Genomic DNA, 22,350 nt, shown 5'->3' with positions numbered 1-22,350 from the left:
CTGCCCCACCCGACACCGCAACCGCAACCGCACTTGACACCGCTGTGCGAGACCACCAGCGCTCTGGGCGGGCGGCTGCATGGATCGGCGCCCGGTTCTAGGCTGGGAGGGTCGGTGGTTCAGGGCGGCCCCAGTGGACGGGGCGTGTGCAGATGGCGCAGCATCCCCTCGCGGTACTTCGGGTGTCGGTCGGCCTGTCGCATGCCGATTACGCACAGTTTTGCTCGCCGATACCCATGCGGCGCTCGGGTTCGGGCCGCTGGTGGCGCGGCGGGAGAAGGTGTCGCGCTGGGAGTCGGGCCGTGTCGTGCCGTCGCCGACCGCGCAGCTGGCGATCGCCCGTATCCATGGTGTGCCCGAAGCCGATGTGCTGAGGTTCGCGTGGCCTACGTGGCTGATGGTTGCCACGGGGAGCGGCTCTGCGCAGTGCGTGGCCGCAGGTGAGGGAAGTGCCTTTCCTCTCGTCCTCGTGGTGAGCGGTCCGGCGCCGCTGGCTCACGTCGAGGAGGCTCTGACCGCCCTGGAGCGTCCGCGGCCGGCGCCCGCACGCGAGGGGCATGCCGTGGCGTCGGAATCGCTGGACCGGGTGGAAGCCCGGCTGAAGGCGCTGGAAGCGCAGGAGGCGGGATCGGCCTCCACGCCGGGCGCGTTGTTCTACGCCGCCCGCGCCGAGCATCGGCTGGTCAGCGGGCTGCTCGGCGGCGCGGGTTACGACCGGCGGGCCGGGGCCCGGCTGCTGTACCTCGCCTCGCGGACCGGCCGGCTGTGCGCCTGCCTCAGTACGTGCCTGGGGGACTTCGCGGGTGCCGAGCGCTACGGTCTGGCCGCGCTGCGCGCAGCGGTCGCCGCGGGGGCGAGGCGCCAGAGCATCGTCTGCCTGGCGGATTTGGCCGGGCTCCATGGCGTGGCGGGGGCTCCGAAGGACTCCCTGTCGGTGCTCGGTGCGGCACGGACCGTCGTACGGCGTCCGTCCTCGCGTCTGGCGGTGCTGCTGGACAGCTGGGAGGCGCTGGCTCTGGCGCGGGCCGGGGAGGGGGCGCCGGGGGCCCAGGTTCTGGACAGGGCCCGGCGTACGCTGGGTGCGGCCCGGGAGCAGCTGCCCGTGGCGGACGGGCTGCCGGTCCGCGACCTCGACGACATGCGCCTGAGGCTGTGTACGGGGCTGTCGTTGCTGCATGAGGGCCGGCCCCGGGAGGCTCTGGAGTGGCTCGTGCCGCTCACGGACGCCCGGCTCGCGGCCGGCCCGGACGGGCCGGCGTCGTCGCCCTTCGCCGCGGGTGTCCTGCTGCACGCGGTGGACGCCCAACTGGCCCTGGGGGAGCTGGACCGGGCCGCGCACAGTGCCCGGTACGCCACGGTGCTGGCCGGGGGGCTGCCCGGGGCTCTGGCCGGGGAATACCGTCGGCGGTTCGACCCCCATCGCGGTGAGCCCGTCGTACGGGATCTGCTGGGTCTGCTGAGGGAGCAGCGCGCAGCGGCGCGCATTGTAGGGGTCGTCTCCCGTGCCGCCAGCGCTGCGGGGCACACGAGGCACGGCGCTCTGGCCTCTGGCGGCCTCGGCGGGGTTTGCTCCGGGGGAGGCTGCCCGCCGCGAGGAGGGCGGTCCCTCCGTCGGCGCGAGGTGCGGCGGAGGGGAAGACGAGTGGAGAGGTACGCCGGAATGCCGGTGCTGGCTTGTCCCGCCCTGCGGGTCATGGTCGTGGACGACGAGGAGCTGCTGCGGTCGGGGGTTTCGGAGATCCTCGGAGTCGCGCCCGATCTGCGGGTGGTGGGCGCCTGCCGGGGTGGTGAGGCGGTGGAGGTGGCGCGCGAGCAGCGGCCGGACGTGGTGCTGTTGGACGTCCGGATGCCCGACGTGGACGGGATGAGCGTGCTGCGGGGGCTGCGCGCGCTGCCCCGTCCGCCTCAGGTGGCGATGCTGACCACGTTCGACACGGACGAGTACCTCGGGGAGGCGCTGCGCCGGGGCGCTGCGGGGTTCCTCCTCAAGGACACCAGCCCGGCCGACCTGATCAGTGCGGTAAGGGCGCTGGGCACCGGCAGTGGGTGCCTGTCGGTGCCCCTGGTGCGCCGCCTGCGGGAGCAGGGACCGCCGATGTGGCCGGACCCGAGTTGGCCACGCTGTCGCCGCGCGAGCAGGAGGTGCTGGTGCTGCTGGCGGACGGGCTCTCCAATCCCGACATCGGCGCCCGCCTGCATCTGAGCATGGGGGCGGTGAAGGACCATGTCAGTGCCGTGCTGACGAAGCTGCGCGTCGACAACCGGGTCCAGGCCGCGGTCCTGGCCACCCGGGCCCGCCTGGTGGCCCCGCCGGTGGGGGGCCGGTGAGCGGCGCGCCCGGCCGGGTCGGCCCGCGCCCGTGGTGGGACCGGTACTTCGTCGCCCCCGACACCACCGCAGCACGCTGGACGGGGGATCTTCTACTCGCCGGCGTCGGACTGAGCGACTGCTGGTCCACGCTCGCGGCCGGCCCCTGGTGGCAGCAGGTGAGTGTGCTGGTGGCGACGGGCGCGCTCTGGCTGCGACGGCGCCGTCCCGTGGCCGCGTTCGCCCTCACCGGTCCGGCGCTCTTCGGCGCCCAGGCCATCACCCTGAGCTGCCTGGCCCTGTGCGCCCGGGCGTGCACCGGGCATCAGCGCCCTGGCCGCAGTCAGGACAGGTCACCTCATACACCCGCCACGGGGGCGGCGGCTTCGGCTGGTTCCGCTGCCGTTCCCTGCGTACGTCGATGATCGGCTGCAGCCGCTCGTCATGGGGCACGTGGCGCACCTGAGGGTCGCGGCTCCCGTTGTCGACGACGCACTCCTGGCCGCTGCCCGCCCGGCAGCGTGGACAGCTGGTCTTCATCCAGTGCCGCCGCGCGACCTGCTTGTGCAGCTGCGGGCGCTGATGTGGGCGCTCAACCGGCGCGCGGGGCGCGGCGGTCTGGGCAGGGGCCGGCTTGTCGAGGCCCGCGCGCGCCTTCCACACAGCGATCTGGATCTCCTGGCGCTGCCCGAGAAGACGGCCGGCTTCGGCCGCTGCCTGGATCAACTGCTGTACCTGGGGGCGCAGACGGTCGGCGGTCAGGTTCCGGGGGAGGCCGCGGAGGTCCTCCAGGAGGGCGTGCCTGCCCGGCGAGCGCGGCGACGTCGCCCCATTCGGCTTCGTACTCGATCCAAGGGTGCGCGACCTCGGCGGCGACCGAAGCGGGCCCGGTGATGCCCACGTCCCCGTACAGCGCGCACACGGTCCGCACGCCGTCTGGGTTCCCGGCCTGGGCCAGCGCGGTGGCGACGTCGCTGGCGGCCTTGCGTTTGTGGCTGTGCACGAAGCGGATCGTGCCGAGCGCGGTGTGCCAGTCCAGGGCCGGCCCGCGCGGGGTGTCCTGGTAGCCGCCCCACCGTCCGGGCGTGAGGTCCTCGGGAATCGGGCGCAGCAATACGGCGCCGCGGTGGGAGAACTCCGGGGTCCGGGCCGCCCACCGGTAGAGCTGGGCGCCGTCCCAGACCTCCTCGGGGTCCTTCCGGCCCCCGGGCGGGCTGAGCTGCTCGGGCGGCTCGGTCGGCTGGGGAAAGTTCTCGTACTTCCGTCCCAGCCGCCACAGACCGAAGGCAGTGATGCCCAGGACTGCCTGGACCTCCGTCTTGGACAGGTAACTGCTGCTCACGCCCATGCTGATGCTCCTCACCGCCCAGGGCCGGCGGTGGCCCCGGCCAGATCACGAGACCGACCGGCCACCGGCACGCGCAGACCTCCTGGGCCTGCCCGGATTCCCACGGGTATTGGCCGAGAAGGAGGTGTCGGTCGTGATACCGGAGGCTGTGGCCGCCCGCGTGGAGAACCGGTGTGGCCGAACTCAGCATTCCGGGGCGCGAGCTCCACCGTGCTGGCTAGCGTGACCAGCGGCGCTCCGCCCCATGGAGAGGACCAGCCTGTGTCTGACCTTGTCCTGCCTGCTCCCGCACAGCTGAGCCCGGTAGGTGATGACCACGCCTGGCACTTCGACGCGCACCGTCACCGCCTGCATGTGCGGATGAGGGCTTGGCCGACGACAGACGGCGGTCATCTCGTCATCGCCACCGTGCTGGCTTCCTCGCACGCCTTCGTACTCCGTCCACGGCAGGAGGACCCGACGCGGGAAGTGGGGGACGGCGCCCCTATGCCCGGCGGCCCTTGGGCCGGCCGACCCGGGTCTCCAGCAGCACGCCCATCAGCTCTGCCTCGCCGGCCCCGGCGAGGAGCCGCTTGGGCACGATCAGCAGGCCGGACTTCCAGCCGAGGCGGCCTGTCACGACGTACACCCGCTCCGTCTCGTAGGAGCGGTACATGCTGCGCCACGGCACGCGCATGAGTTCGTCACCGCCGCGGACGATGACGAAGCCGGCGGCGTCGATGGTGGCCTGCTTCTCGCCCTTGGCCTGGTCGGCACGGAACGCGCGGCCGGCGAGCAGCGGGGGCAGGAACAGGCCGAGCACCCCGTAGACCACGGCGAGGGCCAGCAGGCCGCCGTTGACCGGGCCGCCACCGGGAAGGAGCCGCAGGCTCAAGGCCGCCATCAGCACGGCGGCCACCACGATGAGCCACCGCAGGCGCCGGAAGGTCCCCGTGGCCGCGACCGCCTCGTCGAACTCCTCCCGCGTCAGGGTCCCGTTGAAGGTGATGGCTGCCTGTCGTATGTCGTCCACGAGTGCGGATCCTACCGATGCGGATGCAGTGAAGGGGCCGTTGCCCGTACCTCCGGCCGGCAGCCCCACGGCGGCGCCACGGTTTCCCGCCGAAGGTCGCGGCGCAGTGCGGCCGCCGACTGTCGCCGCCCTCTTGTGCAGGGGACCTCCTGCCGGGCGGCACGTGCCGGTCGAGTGGCGCGGGCAGGTCCCGGTGCCAGGGGCATGGCGGCGACCCGATCTGGGGGATGTCGGGGAAGCCGTCTTCGTCGGAATCTCCTGGCGGCCCACCAGGACGGCCGGGGGCATTCGGGAGGGTTGCGTCGCGGCGAATGTTCAGGGCACGAGGATGCGGCGGCGCGGCGGGCGGATGCCGCGTGGTGAGGGGAGTTCCCCGCGAGCGCGACGCGTTCGGGGCGTGCGTACGCGTCGTCGGCCGCCGTGCCGGACCGTACTCGCCCCAGGGTGAGCGAGTACGGAAGGCAAGTCAGATGACTGATGCCGCACGGACGAGTGCGACGGCACAGTGGAGTTGTTCCGCGGGCAAGGCCGCGGAACGGTGTCCACGACGAAGGAGATCCTGTTCATGAAGCGCATCACACGGGCCTCGGCCGCCCTCCTGCTGGCGGCGGCCGCGGCCACCGCGGCGCTCACCGCGAGCACCGGGACGGCTTCCGCGGCGGCCAACGTTTCGTACGCCAACGACCTGGTGCGCACCTACGACACGGGCGACAGCGCCGGCAACTGGAACGAGTGCAACAAGGCCAAGTACGTGGAGAACGCCCGCCTCGACCGAGTGTTTCCCCGGGATTCCCAGGAGTACTACTACTGCGCACCGGGATACTTCGGAAACGGTGTCCAGCGGGTGAACCTCTGGTTCAGGCACCGGGCCTGACGGTCGGCGGCGCCCATGGGCCGGGGCTCTTGCTGTGCCAGAACCCGCCCGCCGGGCCGGGGCGCCGTTCCGGACAATTCCGTCCAGGATCACCCGCCTCGCCACCTGGCCGTACCGGGAACGGGTGGCCCGGGCCCGGCAGCCCGGCCCCCGGCCGACCGGCTGCTTGGGCGCCGCCTCCTCACGAAGGCCGCCAAGCACATCGGTGCTTCGGCCGAGCTCATGCCGGAGGCCGCGTCCGTCTCCTCGTACGCGACGACGGGCACCGGGACCGGCGCCGGGTGGGCTGGCCGGCCGAGCGGCTCGCGGCCGTGGACGGCGTCCTGCACGTCGACAGCGCGCCCGGCGGACCCGCCACGGTCACGGCCGGGCCGTCGGCGCGTCCGTGACGCCGACCGCCGGTCACGGGGCCGTCAGCGCGTCCACCCGCTGCGCCGCACGCCCGCGCCGGAGCCCGTCGGTCCGCGTCGGCGCGTCAGGTGACCAAGTTCCCGATCAAGGTGACGCGGTTACCGTCGGGGTCGTGGAGGGCCGTGAACCGGACGGTGGCGGCGCCCGGGCTGCACCGGGCCGGCCGCCGGGCCGCGGGCCTCCAACGCTGCCAGGGCGCGGTCCAAGCCGTCCACGACGAGGTTGAGCACGATAGGGCAGACGGAAACGGCGGCCGCCACGGCGGCCCCGCTCTTCACCCAGATGGCCCCTACCGGTACTCGCCCTCGGGCCGCGTCGCGGCGTGCTCGCCGTACAGCCGCGTGGCGGTCAGCCGGAACCGCTCCGCGCGACCCCGGGGTCGCCGGACAGAGGCGGAGGCAAGGGCGGCTACTTCTTCCAGTACATCCCGAGTCCCAGCTGGTACTGACCGGCACTCCGTGCGAGGCCGAGGCGGGAGGCCGGGGCGCGTCGTGCGTCCCCGGCGCTTCCGGTCCCCCGGCGCATCGGGCCCCTGCATCAGCCCGTCCAGATGGTCGGGGGGCGAAGTGTCGCAACTGGCCGTCATGGGCGGCGATTGCCTTTGCACCCAGCGGACCCGCGACTGAGGGCCACCGAAGAACGGCCGCTGCCGGGGCGCGGCCGGCTCCGCCGCCTCGTGAGTGGTATCGGGTGAGAACCTGATCCGGGCTCCCTGGCCTTGTCCGTCAGCCCGCAGCACCAGGGGCAAGGGGCAGAGGCCGACGACGTCGCCGCGCGCCTGGCCGTCGTGGTCGATCAGCGCCTGCCGGACCCGGCGCCGGCCCGTCACCAGGACCCCTTTACGCCGGTCCGCCTGACCGACGTCCACGAGCGGCTGCTGTGCGACGCCCCCAGCTGCGACCCCCTTGCCCGCCACCGCCGACGCCGCCGGGGCCGGTGCCGCGTCCGGCTGACGCGTACGCGGAGCGGCCGCCGCCGGTAGCAGACCCAGGCGCGCCTCCCTGTTGCTGATCCGCGCATGACATAGAGTCCCGTGGAGCTACTCCGTCCGGGCGCCAGTTTCTTGTGCGTCACCAAATGCACAGCGGAGTGGGACCGGCGTGGCTGACCACGGCTCCTCCTGAAGGCTCACCCGCAAGGCGGCGGCATCCCTCGCGGGGGCGAGCAGGCCCACCGCCGGCGGAGGACGCGGCCCGCTCGTCTCCAAAAGCACAATCGACGGCATGACGACGCCAACGACCCCACAGCGCCTCCCTGTTGAACCCGCGCCCCTATGGGCCCGCCGCGCCGCGCACGCGATCGCCCTGTGCGCAGTACCGTCCGGGCTGTGGCGTCTGGCCATGGCTTCGGGGATCTACGTGGGCTACACCGACCAGGTGCTCCGCGATGTCTTCGCCATCCCGGGCTGGGGCATCGTCTACGTCGTCGGTTTGTCCGTCCTCGCCGAACTCGCGGCCCTCTTCCCCCTGCTGCTCGTCAGCGACCGCTGGCGGCCGCTGCGTCCCAGGGCTCTGGCCGCTGTGGCGTGGACGGCGTCGGGGCTGCTGGTTCTGTTCGCTCTGTGGCAGCTCGTGGTGGCCTTCACCGTGGAGAGCGAGAGCTACATGACGAGCGGGACGGCGCAGACGGTATGGGCCGGCGCCTTCGCCCCGCTGGCCGCCATCCCGGTCCTGATGACGGCGGTGACCTGGTCGTACTGGGACCGTAACCGCGCCGCGAGGGGCCTGAACTCCGGTCGGGGGCCGGTGTCGAAGCAGAGGGGCGGAGGGCATGCCGCCGGCTGACCGGTTCGGGTGGGGCCCGCGACCCGGATGCGAACCGGCGAGGACGCGGGCAGGCCCCTGTACGGCTACGGAGGTTGGTTTCAGCCGGCTGCCACGTCCCCACCCGGACCGAAGGGCGGAACATCGTCCACTGCCTGGTCCAGGCGCAACCGCTTGAGGCGGACCGGGTGGCGGTAGACTCCGCCGTGGTCGATCGCCCGGTCGGTACTGATCTCCACCACCAGCTCCGGAGGGACCGGAACCGCGTCGAGGACGTCGCGGTAGGCCCGCGCGGCCGCGAACCGCACCCCGGTCCACGGGTGCCCGCGGCCGGCCGAGGCGAGGTGCTCGGCGACCTGGAGGGCCTGGTCCGGGCGCGGCACGACGGTGCGGCCGGTGGATCAGCTCCTTCTGAACGCTCGACCATAACCCGAACCACGCACCAGCCTCGCAACCGGTGGCGGCCCGGGACCACGTGCACCAAACCGGCCGGTCTGGCGGCCGCCCATGTGGAACTTGGCACCGGCCGACGCCACGGGTTCCTTCAGCAGCAGCTCGCTGCCGGCGGCGGCCCGCAGCTGCACCGCCGCCTCGGCCGTGAACACCTTGGGATCCTCCCCCAGACGCTCCACCAGCTCCTTCAACGCCTGCACCACGGCGGACAACTGCGGCGGCGAGAGCGTCGCCGCATCGTCCAAGATCGCCGATACCGGGGTGGGGACGTGTACGCGGTGCCGGCGCGCGGGGTGCCTGCCGGTGCCGGAGGTCGTTGGGCAGTACGTGGCCGTGCGCGGCAGCAGTCCGCGCTGGTGCCCGAGGGCAGAACCGCATGCTCCACCACTCCCCCGGACCGGGCGGCCGTGCCCCGCAGCGCGGCGGGCCAGGCCAGCTCCAGCCACAGGCCGCTCGCACCCGGCCGGTCCCGGCCCGCGATCCGCAGTGAGCCACGGACCGCCATCGGCCGCGCAGCCCGGACCGTCAGCCGCTCCACCCCCACGCTCACGCTCGACTCGACCAGTACGGCGAGGGCCTCGGCGTCCTCCGGCGCGGCCCAGCCGGGCAGCCGGTCTTCGCCTGATGCGTCCTCGGCCAGGGCCAGCGCCGGATCCTCCAGCCGGACCGTCCGCGTCCGCGGGCCGGCCCCACGCACCACCAGCATCCGCAAGGGCGGGACGGTGGGCGTCGTAGCTTGCCGACCCCGCGCAGCCAGGCCACCAGCGCGCCCCGGTCGTCGAACGCCGTGCCCGCGCCGCAGCCTTGCGCCAGGTCGGGGAGGCCGGGCAGGGTCCGGCACCGGCCCGCCGGCGTCGTAGGACTTGCCCGCGCGATCCGGGCGGCCTCCGCCGACGGCACCGCGTCCGCTCCGCGGACGACCGGCGGCAGTATGAGCTGCGGGCCGGGGATTGCGGCCTTCTGCGCGAGCGCCGCCGTCGGACGCGATGGGCTCGTCGAGACTACTGCCATGGATCTCCTTGCACTTCGCTACTTCCAGGCCGTGGCCCGTCATCAGCACATCAGCCGGGCCGCGCAGGAGCTGCGCGTCGCGCAGCCCTCGGTGAGCCGGACGATCAGCCGGATCGAGTCGGAGCTCGGCGTGCACCTCTTCGACCGTCAGGGGCGTCGGATACGGCTCAACGACCGCGGCGCCGCATTCCTGAGGCGGGTCGACAAGGCCCTGGCCGAACTGGAGGACGGGCGGCGGGAGATGGCCGACGCGGCCGCCGGAGGTCCGGGGCGCGTGGCCGTGGCGGCGGAGACCCTGTTGCAGTTGGCCGGGGTGCTGGCTGCCTTCCGTGCGCAGCGCCCGGGCGTGCAGGTGCGGCTGTTCCAGGCTTCGCTGGAGGGGATGCGGCGGCACGTCGCGTCCGGCGAGGTGGACTTCGCGCTGGCCTCGCAGGCGCTTTCCGGGCCTGGTCTGGCTTCGGTGGAACTGTCCCGCGAGGAGGTGTTCCTCGCCGTTCCCCGCGGACACCGCCTGGCCGGCCGCGAGGACGTCCAGGTGGCCGAGCTGGCAACGGAGGAGTTCGTCAGTACGCGTACGGGGCACTGGCAGCGCGCGCTCCTCGACAGGCTGTTCGCCCGGGAGGGGCTGTGCCCGCAGGTGGTCTGCGAGGGTGACGAGGCGGCGGCCACGCCGGAGATGGTCGGTGCGGGCCTCGGGGTCGGGCTGATGCCCGCCGTCGCCCGGCGGGCGATCGGCGAGGACGGCCCGGTGGCCTGGGCGCGCCTGGGCAGCGCGGAGAGCCGACGCACACTGACCCTCGTCTGGCGGCAGGGCGCCTACCTGTCGCCCGCTGCGCTGGACTTCCGCCGGCTGACGCGGGAACGGCTCATGCCTGCCGCGTCATGAGCACATGGCGAGATCGGTCGTGGAGGTTATGAAGGGGCGGTACTAGCGTCAAGGGCGCCAGATGGATTCCGACGAGGGAGAACGGCGATGAGCGGGCAGTACGGCCCTGTGCGGGGCGAATTCGTCAGCTATGTCGATGCCATCCTCGACGTCTTGTCCGCCGAACCGCGGCGGACAGTGATCACCACTGCCGACGGATCGCAGATACGTGCGGCTGACCTCCGTGACCGTGTCCATCGTCTCGCCGCCGAACTGGGCGATCGCGGTGTGGGCCGCGGTACCACGGTGGCCCTGCTCACCGGCAGCACCGCCGAGGGTCTCGTCGCGCGTTACGCCGCCAACCTGGCCGGAGGCACGGTCGTCACCCTCTACGAGGGCACGAGCGCGACGACGATGGCGGCCATCATGGCGAGCGTGGACTGTTCGCTGCTCCTCGTGGACGGTCACCGGCAGGAGACGGGCGCGGAGCTGGCGGGCACGGCGGCGGCGTTCCGTACGTTGTCGTTGGGGCCGAGCACGTACGCCGAGGACGTCCTGGCCGTGGCCGACCTCCGCCCCGCCCGTCCACTGCGGAGCCTGGTCCACCCGGAGGACGACTGGCGCATCGGCCACACGGGTGGCACGACCGGGATACCCAAGGGCATCCGGATGAGCCACGGCGCGCACCGGCGCGGCCTCGATGACCGGCTCGCGGGTGCCGGCGATCCGCCCCGCTTCCTCGCCTGCACCTCGCTGGCCCACCTCGCGGGGCTCCTCGTCGACCGTACGCTGTACCAGCACGGGTCGGTGGTGTTGCAGGACGGCTTCGACCCGGGCGAGGTCCTGGCCGCTGTCGCCCGTGAACGCGTCACCCACACCTGGCTGCTGCCGCCGCTGCTGTACCAGCTCCTCGACCATCCCGGCCTCGCGGGCACCGATCTGCGCAGCCTGAGCCGGGTCACCTACGGAGGCACCGCTGCCTCGCCCGACAGGCTGCGCGAGGCGGCCGCGGTCCTGGGACCCGTCCTGTACGGCTGGTACGGCCAGGCCGAGGCGCAGCTCATCACCGAAGCGGGCCCCGGGGAACAGGAGCTGACCGGTCGCGACGGGCACCTGACGGTCGGCCGGGCGATGCCCGGTGTGGAGATCGCCATCCGGAGGCCGGACGGCACCGTCCTGCCGGCGGGCGAGCCCGGGGAGGTGCAGGTGCGCTCGCACCACGTGATGCGCGGTTACTGGAAGCAGCCGGAGCTGACCGCGGAGGTGCTGAAGGACGGCTGGCTGCACACCGGCGACGTCGGCTACCTCGACGAGGACGGGCGCCTCTACATCGTCGACCGGATCAAGGAAATGATCGTGGTCGTCGGCGGCCACGTCTATCCGGCCGATCTGGAGGAGCTGCTGCTGCGTCATCCGGCCGTCGCCCGGTGCACGGTCTTCGGCAGCAGTGACGAGCACGCACTGGAACAGGTGCACGCGGCTGTGGTGCCCGCGGTCGGGCACCGGCCCTCGCTGGAGGAGCTGCGAGAGTTCGTCACCGTACACAAGGGGGCTCTCTACGCTCCGCACGCCGTGCACTTCGTACCGGAGATCCCTCTGACGGCCGTGGGCAAGCCGGACCGGCGCATGCTGCGGTCCCGGTTCGCCCGCCCCTCGGCGGCCGGGGCGCCGCAGGCCGAGGCCTCACTTTCCTGAGCCCGCCCCGCAGAACGACTCTCCGAAGACCCCGCCGGCCGACTCCGCTCCCCGTCGGGCCTGGGGCCTGAGCCACGCGCTGTCAGCACGCCCGTTCGGTCAGTCCGGGCCTGTCACAGGCGTGTGGATCCCTCACTCTCACCCGCTCCGGCGCCGCGCGTCCGGTTGCAGGATGCGAGCTCGAAACGGAAGGCTGACTTCGAGGTCGAGATCGCCATCACGAGCGTCTTCACGAGTTCGGGTGCCCTGGAAGGGTGTCTTGATACCGCTCTTGGCCGCGCGTGTGGCGCCCCGAGGCGTGACCTGCGTTGTCATAGGGCAATCAGACCCGCTGCGGTCTCCTTGAAGCCGCAGGCGTCGAGGTAGAACGGGCGCAGGTGCTCCTCGAAGTCGACGTGCAGCCATGCGCACTTCGCGGCACGCGCCTCGCGTGCTGCCGCAGCGACCAGCGCGGCGCCCGGCAGGCCAGGACCGCATGGGGCCCGGCGGCGGGCCGCCAGAACGCGGCCCCCAGCCCGGCGGCTGCCCGCCCGGCGGCGAAGACGGATTCGACACCACGACTCCCTGACAGGCCGCGCAAGGGGCCGGTCACCCGGCTGGAACACCTCCAGCATCATCCGCCGCCCACCACCGCGCACCTCGCCGTCCTGCGGGAAGGACGCCGCCGCGGGTTCCGATGGGGGCCGCTTTACCCGCCTGCGCAGTCGCGGCCGGCTGGTCGCCGGAAGATCACACACGTGGAAGGCCGTGCCAGCCGGTGCATTCGGCGCCACCCGGCGCGCCCCGGACCGGCCAACAGGACGGGGAGCGCGCCCTCGATCTGCCGGCGGCGGGTCGCCACCGGCCGATCAGCCGCCGGTCGATGCCGGCGATCTCCCTGGCCGGGCGGCGGCCCGGCGCTAAAGGGGAGCGGCCGGGCGGGCATGCTTCGCCGGCTGGACAGCAGCCGAGCGCCCTTGATCCCGCGCTCGGCCGAACGTGCGCGGGGCCCGGAGATCACGCGACAGCTCCGGGCACCAGCCGCCCACCCACCCCACGAATGCCCAGTGCAACGAGGCGCTCTTGCGCGGCAGGCCGAGCAGGTCGACCGCTTCGGCCTCGCGTTCCTGCGTGCCGTCCGTGCGCCGGGCGCACTGGTCAGGCGGTCGCGGGGATGCCGAGCATGGCGGAGGCCTGCTGGAGGGGGCTGAGGGCGCGCGCGGGCCCGGGCGCGGCGGCCCGGGGCAGGCCGCGGCAGGTGAAGCCGAGCGCGGCCATGGCCCGCAGGACCTCGCCGGCGGTGAAGTCGCGGCGGTCCTGACGGGTGATGACTTGGCCGACCTGCTTGACGGGGTAGGTGCGGCGGCCGATGATCACGGACTCGCCGATGACCTGCTCGGGCTTGACGCCCTTCATGGATTCCAGGACGCCCGCCTTGGTGAGGTCGAACGGGAAGCGGGCGATGACGCAGCGCATGGTGCCTCACAGGGAGAAGAGGGGAACGGTCCGACCACGGTCAGGTGGTTCAGCGGGCGAGGGCGAGGACGCCCAGAGCGCTGCCTTGCTCGTCGATGACGGGCAGGGCGTCGAGCCGGCCGTAGCGCATCGCTTGTTCGGCTTCGGCCACCGGGGTCGTGGGTGAGGCGAACGGCCCGCGGCCGCCCAGGATCTCGCGCAGCCGGACCCGGTCCGTGTACGCGTCGCTGTCATGGATGGCGGTCAGCTGGGCCTGAGTGACCAGCCCGGTGCACACGCCGTCGTTGTCGCAGACGAGCAGATGTCCCGTAGGGGCGCTGTTCATGACGGACAGGGCCACTTCGACCGTCATGTCGTCGCAGACCTGCAGGCCGGCGGCCTTCATGGCGTCATGCACCGTCCGGTGCGCGGGCTCGGTGCCCTCCGGGCGGGGCTGCATCTGGACCAGCGTCAAAAGGTGCCTCCTGCAGAGATGGGTCAGTTTCCGGATCACGTTGGTCTCAGGCCGCCGTGTCCAAGGCGGACTGCCGCGCACTCGCGCGCCGGGCGGCCGAAGCCTGCCCGCGACGGCCACGGGAGGCCGTGGTGCGCTTGGGGCGCTCGGACACCGGCGCGGTGATGGTGACCGGAGTGCCGGAAGGTGCCTGGGCTCCGGTGATCCGGGCCAGAGCCGCGTCGCCCGAGCGGACCTGGGTGGTCTGCGCAGTGATGCCCGCGGCCGTCATCAGGCGGGCCATCTCGCGGCGTTGGTTGGGGGTGACCAGGGTGACGACGCTGCCGGACTCCCCGGCGCGGGCGGTACGCCCACCGCGGTGGAGGTAGTCCTTGTGGTCGGTCGGCGGGTCCACGTTCACGACGAGGTCGAGGTTGTCGACGTGGATGCCGCGGGCGGCGACGTTCGTGGCGACCAGGACGGTGACATGGCCGGTCTTGAACTGGGCCAGGGTCCGGGTGCGCTGCGGCTGGGACTTGCCTCCGTGCAGGGCGGCGGCGCGGACCCCGCTGTCGAGAAGGTCCTGCGTCAGCCGGTCCACGGCGTGCTTGGTGTCGAGGAACATGATCACTCGGCCGTCACGGGCGGCGATCTCCGTCGTCATGCGCTGCTTGTCGGCGCCCTGGACGTGCAGGACGTGGTGCTCCATCGTGGTCACCGCGCCCTGCGAGGGGTCCACCGAGTGCACGACCGGGTCCGTCAGATACCGGCGCACGAGAAGGTCGACGTTGCGATCCAAGGTCGCGGAGAACAGCATCCGCTGGCCCTCGGGACGGACCTGGTCGAGCAGAGCGGTGACCTGGGGCATGAACCCCATGTCGGCCATCTGGTCGGCCTCGTCCAGGACAGTGATCGCGACCTGGTTCAACCGGCAGTCACCACGCTCGATGAGGTCCTTCAGCCGGCCGGGCGTGGCCACTACGACCTCCGCGCCCGCGCGCAGTGCGCCGGCCTGCCTGCCGATCGACATGCCGCCGACGGCCGTGGTCAGACGCAGCTTCACGGAGCGGGCGTACGGGGTGAGTGCATCCGTCACCTGCTGGGCCAGCTCACGAGTGGGAACGAGGACGAGCGCGAGCGGCTGGCGGGGCTCGGCACGCTGCCCGGCGGTGCGGGCCAGCAGGGCCAGGCCGAACGCGAGGGTCTTGCCGGAGCCGGTACGGCCGCGGCCGAGGACGTCGCGGCCCGCGAGAGTGTTGGGGAGGGTGGCGCCCTGGATCGGGAAGGGCACGGTCATGCCCTGCGTGCCGAGGGTGGCCAGCAACTGGGCCGGCATGTCGAGGTCGGCGAAGGCCTCGGCGGCGGGCAGCGCGGGAGTGGTCGTCTTCGGCGGTGCGAACTCACCCTGGACCGCGGCGGGCCGGCGGCCGTAGCCGCCCGAACGGCTCGGACCTCCGGAACGGCTCGAGGCCGACGAGCCGAAACGGCTGCCCCGACCCGAGCCGGCGGCGGTGCCACTGCCGAAAGCGGGGCCGCCGGTGCGGCTGCGGGCGCGGGAGGAGCGCTCATTCGTACGTGCGGGGTTCATGCGGAACCTTCCTTGATACGGCACGTATCAAGGAATTCCCTCAGCGTAGGAGCGGCGCAGGAAATTGCGAGAACGAGCCGAATTGAATCGAAGCGGAGCTGACGGACAGGAAATCTGTGCATGCTCAGACGCTGAAAAAAAGGGGGCGCCATAGTGGCGCGGCAACCAAAAACAGTCCACGCGGGTGCGGCTCCGAGAGAGCCGGCCGGCCGAGTGTCTCCATGCTCACTAACGCGGGGGAACGCACCGCGGTAAATGCATGCAGCTGGGGCCCGCACCCCAAGGGATGCGGGCCCCAGCTGCGGAACGCGTGTCAGCGTCAGGCGGGAACGATGTTCTCGGCCGTCGGGCCCTTCTGGCCCTGCGCGATGTCGAAGTTCACCTTCTGGCCCTCGTTCAGCTCGCGGAAGCCCTGGGCGGCGATGTTCGAGTAGTGGGCGAACACGTCAGGGCCGCCACCGTCCTGCTCGATGAAGCCGAAGCCCTTTTCCGCGTTGAACCACTTCACGGTACCAGCAGCCATGTCATATCTCCTTTGGGGCAATACATCGGTGTCTGCACTGTGCGGACTCCGTGTCGCCGCGATGATGCCCCGCCCGGTAGATGACCGGGAAATATGAAGCGCTTTCAGCGGAAGGATTTCCCGACTGGAGGCGCCTGAAGTTCTTGGGTACCAAAACTGCAACCGAGATCGACAGTAGCACGCCGCAGCGGCTTGTGTGCGTCATTACTTTCCGCCGACTGCGTTGCGCCAGAAACTCTCCCCGCGAGATCCGGCAAATTCTCAGGCCGCGGTGACAGATATTGGCTCGCCCGATCCCTGCGGCTTGCCCAGGCCCCCTTGGGCTTGCTCGCGTGGCGCTGCCGGGGCGGGGTAGCCCGGCGTTGTCAACGCTCCCGCGGAATGGAGCGCGCCCTGCTGAACGGTTTGGCCAGCGGCCCCCTCGCCACCATGCCCGCTGTCCCTGCTCAGGGGGTGTTTCGCCGATCCAGTGGAACGCGCCACGCGGATCGGCTTCGGCAGGGCTGTACCGCGGACGCCCGCCCAGACCTACAGGCCCCGCCCGGTGATCAGGAGAGCGCCCTCGGCCGCTCCCCGTCCGTCCAGGACGAAGGCGCCCTCGCCGAGGCGCCCCCGTCGAGCTGGGCGGTGAGCTGGAGCTCCCAGCTACCCGTAACGGGGGCTCAGGGGCGCGGCCATCCCAGAAAGCTGCGCGGTCAGCGGCGCCGACCGCCGCCGATGCGGCGGTCGTCGGCCAGAGCGGTCAGCGGGCCGAACTCGCAGGCAAGCTGGCTCCACGTCAGAACCTCGCCACAGCGGGCCGGGAACTCCTTCGGGTTGAACTCGGGCATGGTCCAGGTGCCAGTGCCCCGGTCCCGCAGCCACAGGTCCCCATCACCGTCGACCACAGTCGGCGGGACCGGAACGGGCTCGGCCTGATCGAGGGGCTCCCAGGTGACCCGGCCCGGGTGGGAAACGCGGCGCAGCTCGGTGGTGGCCACCCGCGCGGCCAAGTCACGGGCGGACTCTTCGGCGTCCTTGACCGACGCGAGTCGGAACGCGTCGTCAAGTACGGGCAGGGCTGGATTCTTGCTGCGCTTTGAACTCATACGCTGGCTACCTCCGGTGGGGGGCGTCACATCCGTTGTGGCACCCCGTAGAGCAACACGGTATCCGAGGCGGGAGCCGGGCCGGTTCCGACCACTGTCCAGGTGGAGGCGCCGGCACACCGGGCGGTGGGGCCGGGCCGTTTCTCTCGGATCATCTGATCGTTGGTTGATGTGTGTCGTTGACTGACGCGCAGGGGGCGCGGATCAGCCCATCCGATCGGCCATCGGCCTGCTCGGCCGGGGCCGCGAACTGCTGCCGGCCGCGCACCGCACCGCGACGACCGCGGAAACCGCCGAGGCGGCCGTCGCAGGACGCTGACCCTGCCGCCTACCCCGTTGCCAGCATCAGGTCGCGGTCGGCCTGTGGTTCGCGCTGGGCGCACTCGGCCGTGTAGATCCCGATGAGGCCGTGGAAGCGGTAGTAGTGCGGGGAGACCCTTTCCATCAGGTGGGCGTGGACGAGGACGTCGAGGAGGCAGCGGGCCGTCGGCCCGGACGTGCCGGTCAGGGTGGCGGCCTGGTGCACGCTGATCAGGCTCGTGGAGAGCAGGGCCAGGGAGTGGAGCATCCGGGCCGCCTCGGTGGGGAGCGCCTGGTAGGAGGCCTCGAACGCGGCGCGCAGGCCCGCGTTCTCGTCCCCGTCGGCCGTTTCGGCGTAGCGTCCCTCCGCCGCGGCGGGATAGGCGTCCCGTGCCTCGATGAGCCGTTCGACGGCGCCGCGCAGGGCCAGGGGCAGTCCTTCGCAGATGCGGGCCAGGCGCACGATCATCGTCCGGTCCACCCGAAGTCGGTTCTCGCCCAGGAAGGTGAGGAGTTCCACCGACTCGGCTTCGGACAGCGGTCCGAGGCGGAACTGGTGTGCTCCGTCGCGGATGGCGAGTCCGGTGAGCCGCTGTCGGCTGGTGACGATCACGGAGGAGGCGCCGCGGGGGATCAGAGGGCGGACCTGCTCGGCGGTGAACGCGTCGTCGAGGACCACGAGCATCCGCTGGCCGTGCAGCAGGCTTCGGTAGAGGTTGACGCGGCCGACCAGGTCGCGGGGCAGGCGAGCGTCGTCGATGCCGAGGCTGCACAGGAGCTGGGCCAGGGCGTCGGACGCCGTGAGCGGTTCGCCCTGCACTCCCGTGCCGCGGAGGTCGACGAAGAGCTGCCCGTCGGGGAAGCGTCGGCGAGCCGGTGGGCCAGCCGCAGGGCGAGCGCCGTCTTGCCCATGCCCGCAGGACCGCCGACGACGGCCACTGCGGTGTCGGCACCAGCTCGGGCCTCGTCCCCTCCCAGTAACCTCTCCAGCTCGTCCAGTTCGTCCAGTTCGGCCTTGCGGCCGACGAACCCGCGTGCCACGGGCGGAAGCTGGGCGGGGCGGGGCAGGTGGGGCGGAGCCGCTTCGGGGAGGTCGGCGGCCGGGGCCAGGGCGGGCGGCTGCTCGCGGCAGGCGGTGACCGCGCGGCCGGCCAGGATGTCCTGGTGGAGGTTGCTCAGCTCGGTGCCGGGTTCGATGCCCAGCTCCCGGTTGAGCAGCCGGCGGGTCTCGGTGTACACGGCGAGGGCGTGGGCCTGCCGGTCGCAGCGGTACAGGGCCAGCATCAGCAGCCAGCGGAGCTTCTCGCGCAGGGGCTCCTCGGCGACCGCGGCGGACATCACTCCGCGACCTCGTCCGTACGGCCGGAGACAGTGATCAGGGCGCGGGGGCGGGCACAACCCATAGCCCCTCTGCGGCGGCCGGACCGCTACTCGCTCCGTCCCGGCGTGAATGCCGGGACGGAGCGTAGTGACGGTCCGGGGTAGGGCTCAGTGGGTGCTTGCGCGCCGACGCCGGCGGAGTACGACGGCTGCGCCCGCGAGGGCGAGTGCCGCGCTGGAACCGCCGGCAAGGAGCAGGGCGGAGGACGAGGCGTCGTCGTCCGTGCGCGGGAGGCTGTAGCCGGTGGTGTCGTACTCCGAGCCGGGCAGCTTGTCGGCGTAGCGGGCCTTGACCAGCTTCTGGTAGTCGGTGAGTGACACCGACGCCTGGCCGCCGAGTCCCTGACGGGCCTGGTCGTTGAGGGGCTCGACAGTGGTGAGCTTTTACGTGCAGGCTGCGCAGCCGGACACGAACGTACCGTCACGAACCAGCCCACACAATAGGTCTAGGCCAATCCGGTCTGTCTGGGATCACCCGCGCTCTTGTCAGGGCACCCCGGCACAGAATCCGCCCCGTGCCAGTGAAACCCGCCCAATTCCAGACGACCGGGCCCCCACCCGGCCCCGCACCAGCTCAACCCCCGGATCCCGCAGGTGCGGGGAGCCGGGTGGTTGGGGCTTCCGGGCACGGAGCCGTTTGCGTGCCCGGAAGCTTCGCCTGGGTTGCGTCAGGGGCGGTGGGAGGGGCGGGCCCGGAGGAGTTCTGTTCTGAGTGTGGGGGTGCCGTCGACCGGGGTCGGGTTCTCCGTGGTCGGCTCGATGCCTCCGGCGGCGACCTTGTCAAGGGTCGCCAGGCCGTCGGCGTCGACCGTGCCGAAGACCGTGTAGTTCGGGCGCAGGGCGGAGTCGCCGTAGACGACGAAGAACTGCGAACCGTTCGTGTCCGGGCCCGCGTTGGCCATCGCCAGCAGGCCGCGTCCGTAGAGGCGTCGGGTGCCGGTCGGGTCGGTCGGGGCCGGGGGCAGGTCCACCGGCAGCTCGTCCTTGTACTTGTAGCCGGGTCCGCCCTCACCGGTACCGGTCGGGTCGCCGCACTGCAGGACCTTCAGCGTCGGATACGCCGTCAGGCGGTGGCACACCGTGCGGTCGTAGAACCCGTGGCGTGCCAGGTGCAGGAAGCTCTGGACCGTGCACGGCGCCTTGGCCCGGTCCAGGTTCAGGGGGAGCGGGCCCTGGCTGGTGGGAACCGCCATGGCGACCGTGCCGCGGCTGGGGGTGCGCCGCGGGTCCGGCGGCAGCGGGACGGGGCGCGCCGGCGGCTCGTCCGGGGTTTGTGCGTACTGGCACGGGCCGTGCGTGGTGCGCGGCGGAGCGCCGTCGGAAGCGGTGGCGACGCTCCCCCCGGACACGACTAACGCCACGGCCGCGCCTGTGCTGATCAGTGCTCGTTTCATACCGCACGCCCTCCCGATGGTCTCCAGGTCTTGGAGCGGACGCAGTCTAGGGGGTTCCCTGGCTCGAGCTTCCCCGATCGCCGGTTTGTGGTGGGTGTGGTTGGTGTGGTGGGTATGGTGGTTTCTTGTGGTGCATGGTAGTGGCCGTTATCTTGTACCGCATGACAAAGGAACTGTCCGCGACCGGTGACCAACGGCGCAGCCAGCTCCTGCGCGGCGTGCTCGACCTGTGTCTGCTCTCGCTGATCGCCGAACGGCCGCGGTACGGCTTCGAGTTCACCGAGGCTCTCGCAGCCGGGGGGTTGGAGCTGGTCAGCGACGGCAGCATCTATCCGCTGCTCGCCCGGATGGAGCGGGCGGGGCTCGTCTCCTCGTACCGTGCTCCGTCCCCGAACGGCGGTGCCCCGCGCAAGTACTACCGGCTGACGGAGGCGGGGCACGCCGAGCTGAGCGGCGGGCGGGCCGACTGGGCGGCCTTCGCCGGGCAGGTGAGCCGGGTCCTGACCGCCACGGAACCCACGGGGGAAACCACACCATGACCAACGCGCAGATCCTCGCCGCCTGCCGCAGCAACTGGGAGTACCGGGGGATCGACGACGCCTCCATGAGGGAGATGCTCGACGAGCTGTCCGCCCACCTGGAGGACGCGGAGGCGGCCGGCCGCACGGGGCAGGACGTCGTCGGCCACGACGTCCGTACGTTCGCCGCCGAGTGGGCGCGGGCGCGCACCCCGCTGCCGCGGCGGGTGCTGCGTACGGCGTCCCTGGGGTGCTTCGTCACCGGCTGGGTCCTGCTGTTCGCGCATGCGGTCCGGTGGACCACCAGGCTGGACGTGACCCCCGGCCACCTCGCCCTCTGGGCGGTGCTCGGCACGGCCACCGTCGCCTGGAAGATGCGGCGCGGCAGCCTCGGCGTCCGCCGGAGCTGGGCCGTCGCCCTCGCCGCCTTCCTGACCGCGGCGCTCCTCGACCGGCTGGCCGGCGACATGGTCCTGTTCGAGCTGCCGCTGTGGGCCGCCCCCCTCCTGCTCCTGCCCGGACTGCCCTACGCCGTCGGTGACGCGCGCGCCAGGAAGAGCGGCGTCCGGCCCTGACGCGGGGCCGCGCGTGCGGGAGGGCGGCCCCGGCTCCCGGGGGTGGGAGCCGGGGCCGGGTTTTCGGTCAGGCCGTGGTCTCGTGGCCGTCGTGGACCGGGAACTCGCCGGTGCCGGTGGTGGCCGTCGCGGTGCGGCGGGGTGCCGGCCCGGTCCAGGGCGCGGCAGAGTTCGTGGGCGAGGAGGGCGCCGATGCTGTGTCCGAACAGGACGGTGGGGGTTTGGGGGCGGGCGGCGCAGGGGTGAGGGCGCCGATGATCCCGCCGAGGCGGGTGGCGGGCGGCTCGGCCGGCCGGCGTCCGTGGCCGGGGAGTTCCACGGCGTGGAGTTCGGTTCCGGCCGGCATGGCGGCGGCCCAGGTGCGGCAGGTTCCGGCGCCGCCGCCGGCGTAGGGCAGGCACAGGACCCGGGCGGTGGCTGCGCCGTCGGGGGCGGGTGGGGTCCACCGCTGGATCCAGGCGTTCACGGGGTCTCTCCCGCGAGCGGGGCGAAGGCCTGGGGGTGTGCCTCGCAGAGGAGTGCGTGGCCGCGCTCCAGGATCCTGGTGAAGGCGGCGGGGTCGCTGATGGACATGTCGTGCGGGCCGCGTACGTGGAACAGCCGGGCGTATCCGCCTCCGGCTCGGACGGCTGCGACGAACTGCTTCTCCTGGGCGCGGAAGAGGGGGTCGCCGAGGCCGTTGACGAACAGGACGGGCAGCCGGCAGCGGCCGGCGACGTCGAGGAAGTCGCGCCGGGTGAGGTCTTCGACGACTTCGGGGAAGGCGTGCAGGGCGAGTCCGCCGCCCGTGACGGCCTCGTAGCTCTCCTCGGGCAGCCGGCGCTTGAGGGCCCGGTCGCCGAGGCGGGCGGCGCGGGCCGGGCCGAGTACCCCGATGGTGCGGGCGGCTGCGAGGTAGATCTTGCCGGTGAACCGGTCGGGCCGGGCGGTCGATCCCTGGACGAGGACGGCGGCGGCGGTGGCGGGGTGTGCGGCGCCGTAGGCGAGGGCGACGTATCCGCCGAGGGAGGCGCCGGCCACCAGGGGGCGGCGGCCGGTAGTGAGGGTGGCCTCCTCCACGGCGAGGCCGACCCGCGCGACCGCCTCCTCCAGGCTGAAGGGGCGGTCGCGCTGGGTTCCGTGTCCGGGCAGGTCGGGGGCCGTGATCCGGAAACGGGGGGCCAGCCGGCGGGTGTGGGGGTTCCACATCCGGGCGGAGAGCCGGATCCCGTGGACGAGGACCAGGGGAACGCCCTCGGCCGTGCCAGCGGTCCAGATGCCCGGACGGCCCGGCGCGGGACCAAGTCCCGTGACCGGGGCCGCCGGTCGCTCTGCGCTCATGCTCTCCCCCAGGGCAGGTGCGGCGCCGGTGCCGGGG

At 72.6% G+C, this 22,350-nt stretch carries 21 protein-coding genes and 2 pseudogenes; 7 read left to right on the top strand and 16 right to left on the bottom strand.

All coding sequences use genetic code 11. The features are described 5' to 3' along the window. Nucleotides 1–1,693 precede the first annotated feature (1,693 nt). Nucleotides 1,694–2,328 (top strand): annotated as a pseudogene (locus tag D1J60_RS35895) (response regulator transcription factor). A gap of 571 nt (nt 2,329–2,899) precedes the next feature. Here the strand turns inward: D1J60_RS35895 and D1J60_RS35890 are convergent. After that, the gene (locus D1J60_RS35890) at nt 2,900–3,655 is read right to left on the bottom strand and encodes a hypothetical protein (protein ID WP_206436695.1); all 756 of its coding nucleotides are present in this window, start codon (nt 3,653–3,655) and stop codon (nt 2,900–2,902) included. Between the two features lie 484 nt (nt 3,656–4,139). Next, nucleotides 4,140–4,667 (bottom strand): YcxB family protein, encoded by a 528-nt coding sequence (locus D1J60_RS35885; RefSeq protein WP_125824674.1) that lies wholly within the window; start codon nt 4,665–4,667, stop codon nt 4,140–4,142. A 565-nt stretch (nt 4,668–5,232) separates the two neighbouring features. Between D1J60_RS35885 and D1J60_RS35880 the strand changes: the two genes are divergently transcribed. Both D1J60_RS35880 and D1J60_RS35870 read left to right on the top strand, forming a co-directional pair. Beyond that, on the top strand, nt 5,233–5,541 hold the full coding sequence (locus tag D1J60_RS35880; protein ID WP_125824673.1) for a hypothetical protein: 309 nt from the start codon (nt 5,233–5,235) through the stop codon (nt 5,539–5,541). Nucleotides 5,542–7,292: 1,751 nt separating this feature from the next. Further along, the gene (locus D1J60_RS35870) at nt 7,293–7,736 is read left to right on the top strand and encodes a hypothetical protein (protein ID WP_241253690.1); all 444 of its coding nucleotides are present in this window, start codon (nt 7,293–7,295) and stop codon (nt 7,734–7,736) included. Between the two features lie 80 nt (nt 7,737–7,816). Here D1J60_RS35870 and D1J60_RS35865 read toward each other — a convergent pair whose 3' ends face one another. Together D1J60_RS35865 and D1J60_RS35860 are read right to left on the bottom strand one after the other, a co-directional pair. Beyond that, on the bottom strand, nt 7,817–8,098 hold the full coding sequence (locus D1J60_RS35865) for a hypothetical protein (protein WP_125824670.1): 282 nt from the start codon (nt 8,096–8,098) through the stop codon (nt 7,817–7,819). A gap of 18 nt (nt 8,099–8,116) precedes the next feature. Beyond that, a complete protein-coding gene (locus D1J60_RS35860; protein WP_125824669.1) occupies nt 8,117–8,413 on the bottom strand; it encodes a hypothetical protein in 297 nt (98 codons plus the stop codon). Nucleotides 8,414–9,177: 764 nt separating this feature from the next. On the opposite strand from D1J60_RS35860, the gene D1J60_RS35855 reads away from it, so the two are divergent. Together D1J60_RS35855 and D1J60_RS35850 are read left to right on the top strand one after the other, a co-directional pair. Then, the gene (locus D1J60_RS35855; protein WP_125824668.1) at nt 9,178–10,065 is read left to right on the top strand and encodes a LysR family transcriptional regulator; all 888 of its coding nucleotides are present in this window, start codon (nt 9,178–9,180) and stop codon (nt 10,063–10,065) included. Nucleotides 10,066–10,152: 87 nt separating this feature from the next. Further along, the gene (locus tag D1J60_RS35850; protein WP_125824667.1) at nt 10,153–11,739 is read left to right on the top strand and encodes an AMP-binding protein; all 1,587 of its coding nucleotides are present in this window, start codon (nt 10,153–10,155) and stop codon (nt 11,737–11,739) included. A gap of 311 nt (nt 11,740–12,050) precedes the next feature. On the opposite strand, the pseudogene D1J60_RS38475 reads toward D1J60_RS35850, so the two are convergent. The 10 genes and pseudogenes from D1J60_RS38475 to D1J60_RS35805 all read right to left on the bottom strand — a co-directional run. Further along, nucleotides 12,051–12,206: pseudogene (locus tag D1J60_RS38475) on the bottom strand (GNAT family N-acetyltransferase); the annotation flags it as partial. Between the two features lie 670 nt (nt 12,207–12,876). Further along, nucleotides 12,877–13,194 carry an SCO5918 family protein gene (locus tag D1J60_RS35840; RefSeq protein ID WP_125824666.1) on the bottom strand — a complete coding sequence of 106 codons (318 nt, stop codon included), beginning with the start codon at nt 13,192–13,194 and terminating at the stop codon, nt 12,877–12,879. A gap of 49 nt (nt 13,195–13,243) precedes the next feature. Next, the gene (locus tag D1J60_RS35835) at nt 13,244–13,648 is read right to left on the bottom strand and encodes a CBS domain-containing protein (RefSeq protein ID WP_125824665.1); all 405 of its coding nucleotides are present in this window, start codon (nt 13,646–13,648) and stop codon (nt 13,244–13,246) included. Nucleotides 13,649–13,694: 46 nt separating this feature from the next. After that, nucleotides 13,695–15,215 (bottom strand): DEAD/DEAH box helicase, encoded by a 1,521-nt coding sequence (locus D1J60_RS35830; protein WP_125824664.1) that lies wholly within the window; start codon nt 15,213–15,215, stop codon nt 13,695–13,697. A gap of 319 nt (nt 15,216–15,534) precedes the next feature. After that, nucleotides 15,535–15,738, bottom strand: a complete 204-nt coding sequence (locus D1J60_RS35825; protein ID WP_007261735.1) for a cold-shock protein — start codon at nt 15,736–15,738, stop codon at nt 15,535–15,537. Between the two features lie 695 nt (nt 15,739–16,433). After that, nucleotides 16,434–16,826: a hypothetical protein gene (locus D1J60_RS35820; RefSeq protein ID WP_007261737.1), complete on the bottom strand. Its 393-nt coding sequence runs from the start codon at nt 16,824–16,826 to the stop codon at nt 16,434–16,436. Nucleotides 16,827–17,154: 328 nt separating this feature from the next. After that, nucleotides 17,155–17,811, bottom strand: coding sequence for a hypothetical protein (locus D1J60_RS38925; protein WP_347147221.1), 657 nt, complete (start codon nt 17,809–17,811; stop codon nt 17,155–17,157). Continuing rightward, entirely contained in the window at nt 17,760–18,464 is a 705-nt protein-coding gene (locus D1J60_RS38470; protein WP_241253689.1) for a BTAD domain-containing putative transcriptional regulator, read from the bottom strand. The genes D1J60_RS38925 and D1J60_RS38470 overlap by 52 nt, the downstream gene beginning before the upstream one ends. 150 nt (nt 18,465–18,614) lie before the next feature. Further along, complete coding sequence (locus D1J60_RS35810; RefSeq protein ID WP_241253688.1) at nt 18,615–18,827, bottom strand: LPXTG cell wall anchor domain-containing protein; 213 nt, start codon at nt 18,825–18,827, stop codon at nt 18,615–18,617. A gap of 347 nt (nt 18,828–19,174) precedes the next feature. Beyond that, entirely contained in the window at nt 19,175–19,900 is a 726-nt protein-coding gene (locus D1J60_RS35805; RefSeq protein WP_125824663.1) for a peptidylprolyl isomerase, read from the bottom strand. A gap of 161 nt (nt 19,901–20,061) precedes the next feature. Between D1J60_RS35805 and D1J60_RS35800 the strand changes: the two genes are divergently transcribed. Then, on the top strand, nt 20,062–20,439 hold the full coding sequence (locus D1J60_RS35800; RefSeq protein WP_125824662.1) for a PadR family transcriptional regulator: 378 nt from the start codon (nt 20,062–20,064) through the stop codon (nt 20,437–20,439). Continuing rightward, nucleotides 20,436–20,993 carry a hypothetical protein gene (locus D1J60_RS35795; RefSeq protein ID WP_125824661.1) on the top strand — a complete coding sequence of 186 codons (558 nt, stop codon included), beginning with the start codon at nt 20,436–20,438 and terminating at the stop codon, nt 20,991–20,993. The genes D1J60_RS35800 and D1J60_RS35795 overlap by 4 nt, the downstream gene beginning before the upstream one ends. 67 nt (nt 20,994–21,060) lie before the next feature. On the opposite strand, the gene D1J60_RS35790 is transcribed toward D1J60_RS35795, so the two are convergent. Both D1J60_RS35790 and D1J60_RS35785 read right to left on the bottom strand, forming a co-directional pair. Further along, on the bottom strand, nt 21,061–21,459 hold the full coding sequence (locus tag D1J60_RS35790) for a hypothetical protein (RefSeq protein ID WP_241253687.1): 399 nt from the start codon (nt 21,457–21,459) through the stop codon (nt 21,061–21,063). Next, on the bottom strand, nt 21,456–22,313 hold the full coding sequence (locus D1J60_RS35785; protein ID WP_125824660.1) for an alpha/beta hydrolase: 858 nt from the start codon (nt 22,311–22,313) through the stop codon (nt 21,456–21,458). The genes D1J60_RS35790 and D1J60_RS35785 overlap by 4 nt, the downstream gene beginning before the upstream one ends. Nucleotides 22,314–22,350 lie beyond the last annotated feature (37 nt).

Source organism: Streptomyces sp. W1SF4, from assembly GCF_003950035.1.
GTDB lineage: Bacteria > Actinomycetota > Actinomycetes > Streptomycetales > Streptomycetaceae > Streptomyces > Streptomyces racemochromogenes.
This window is presented reverse-complemented; position numbering and strand designations above follow the sequence as displayed.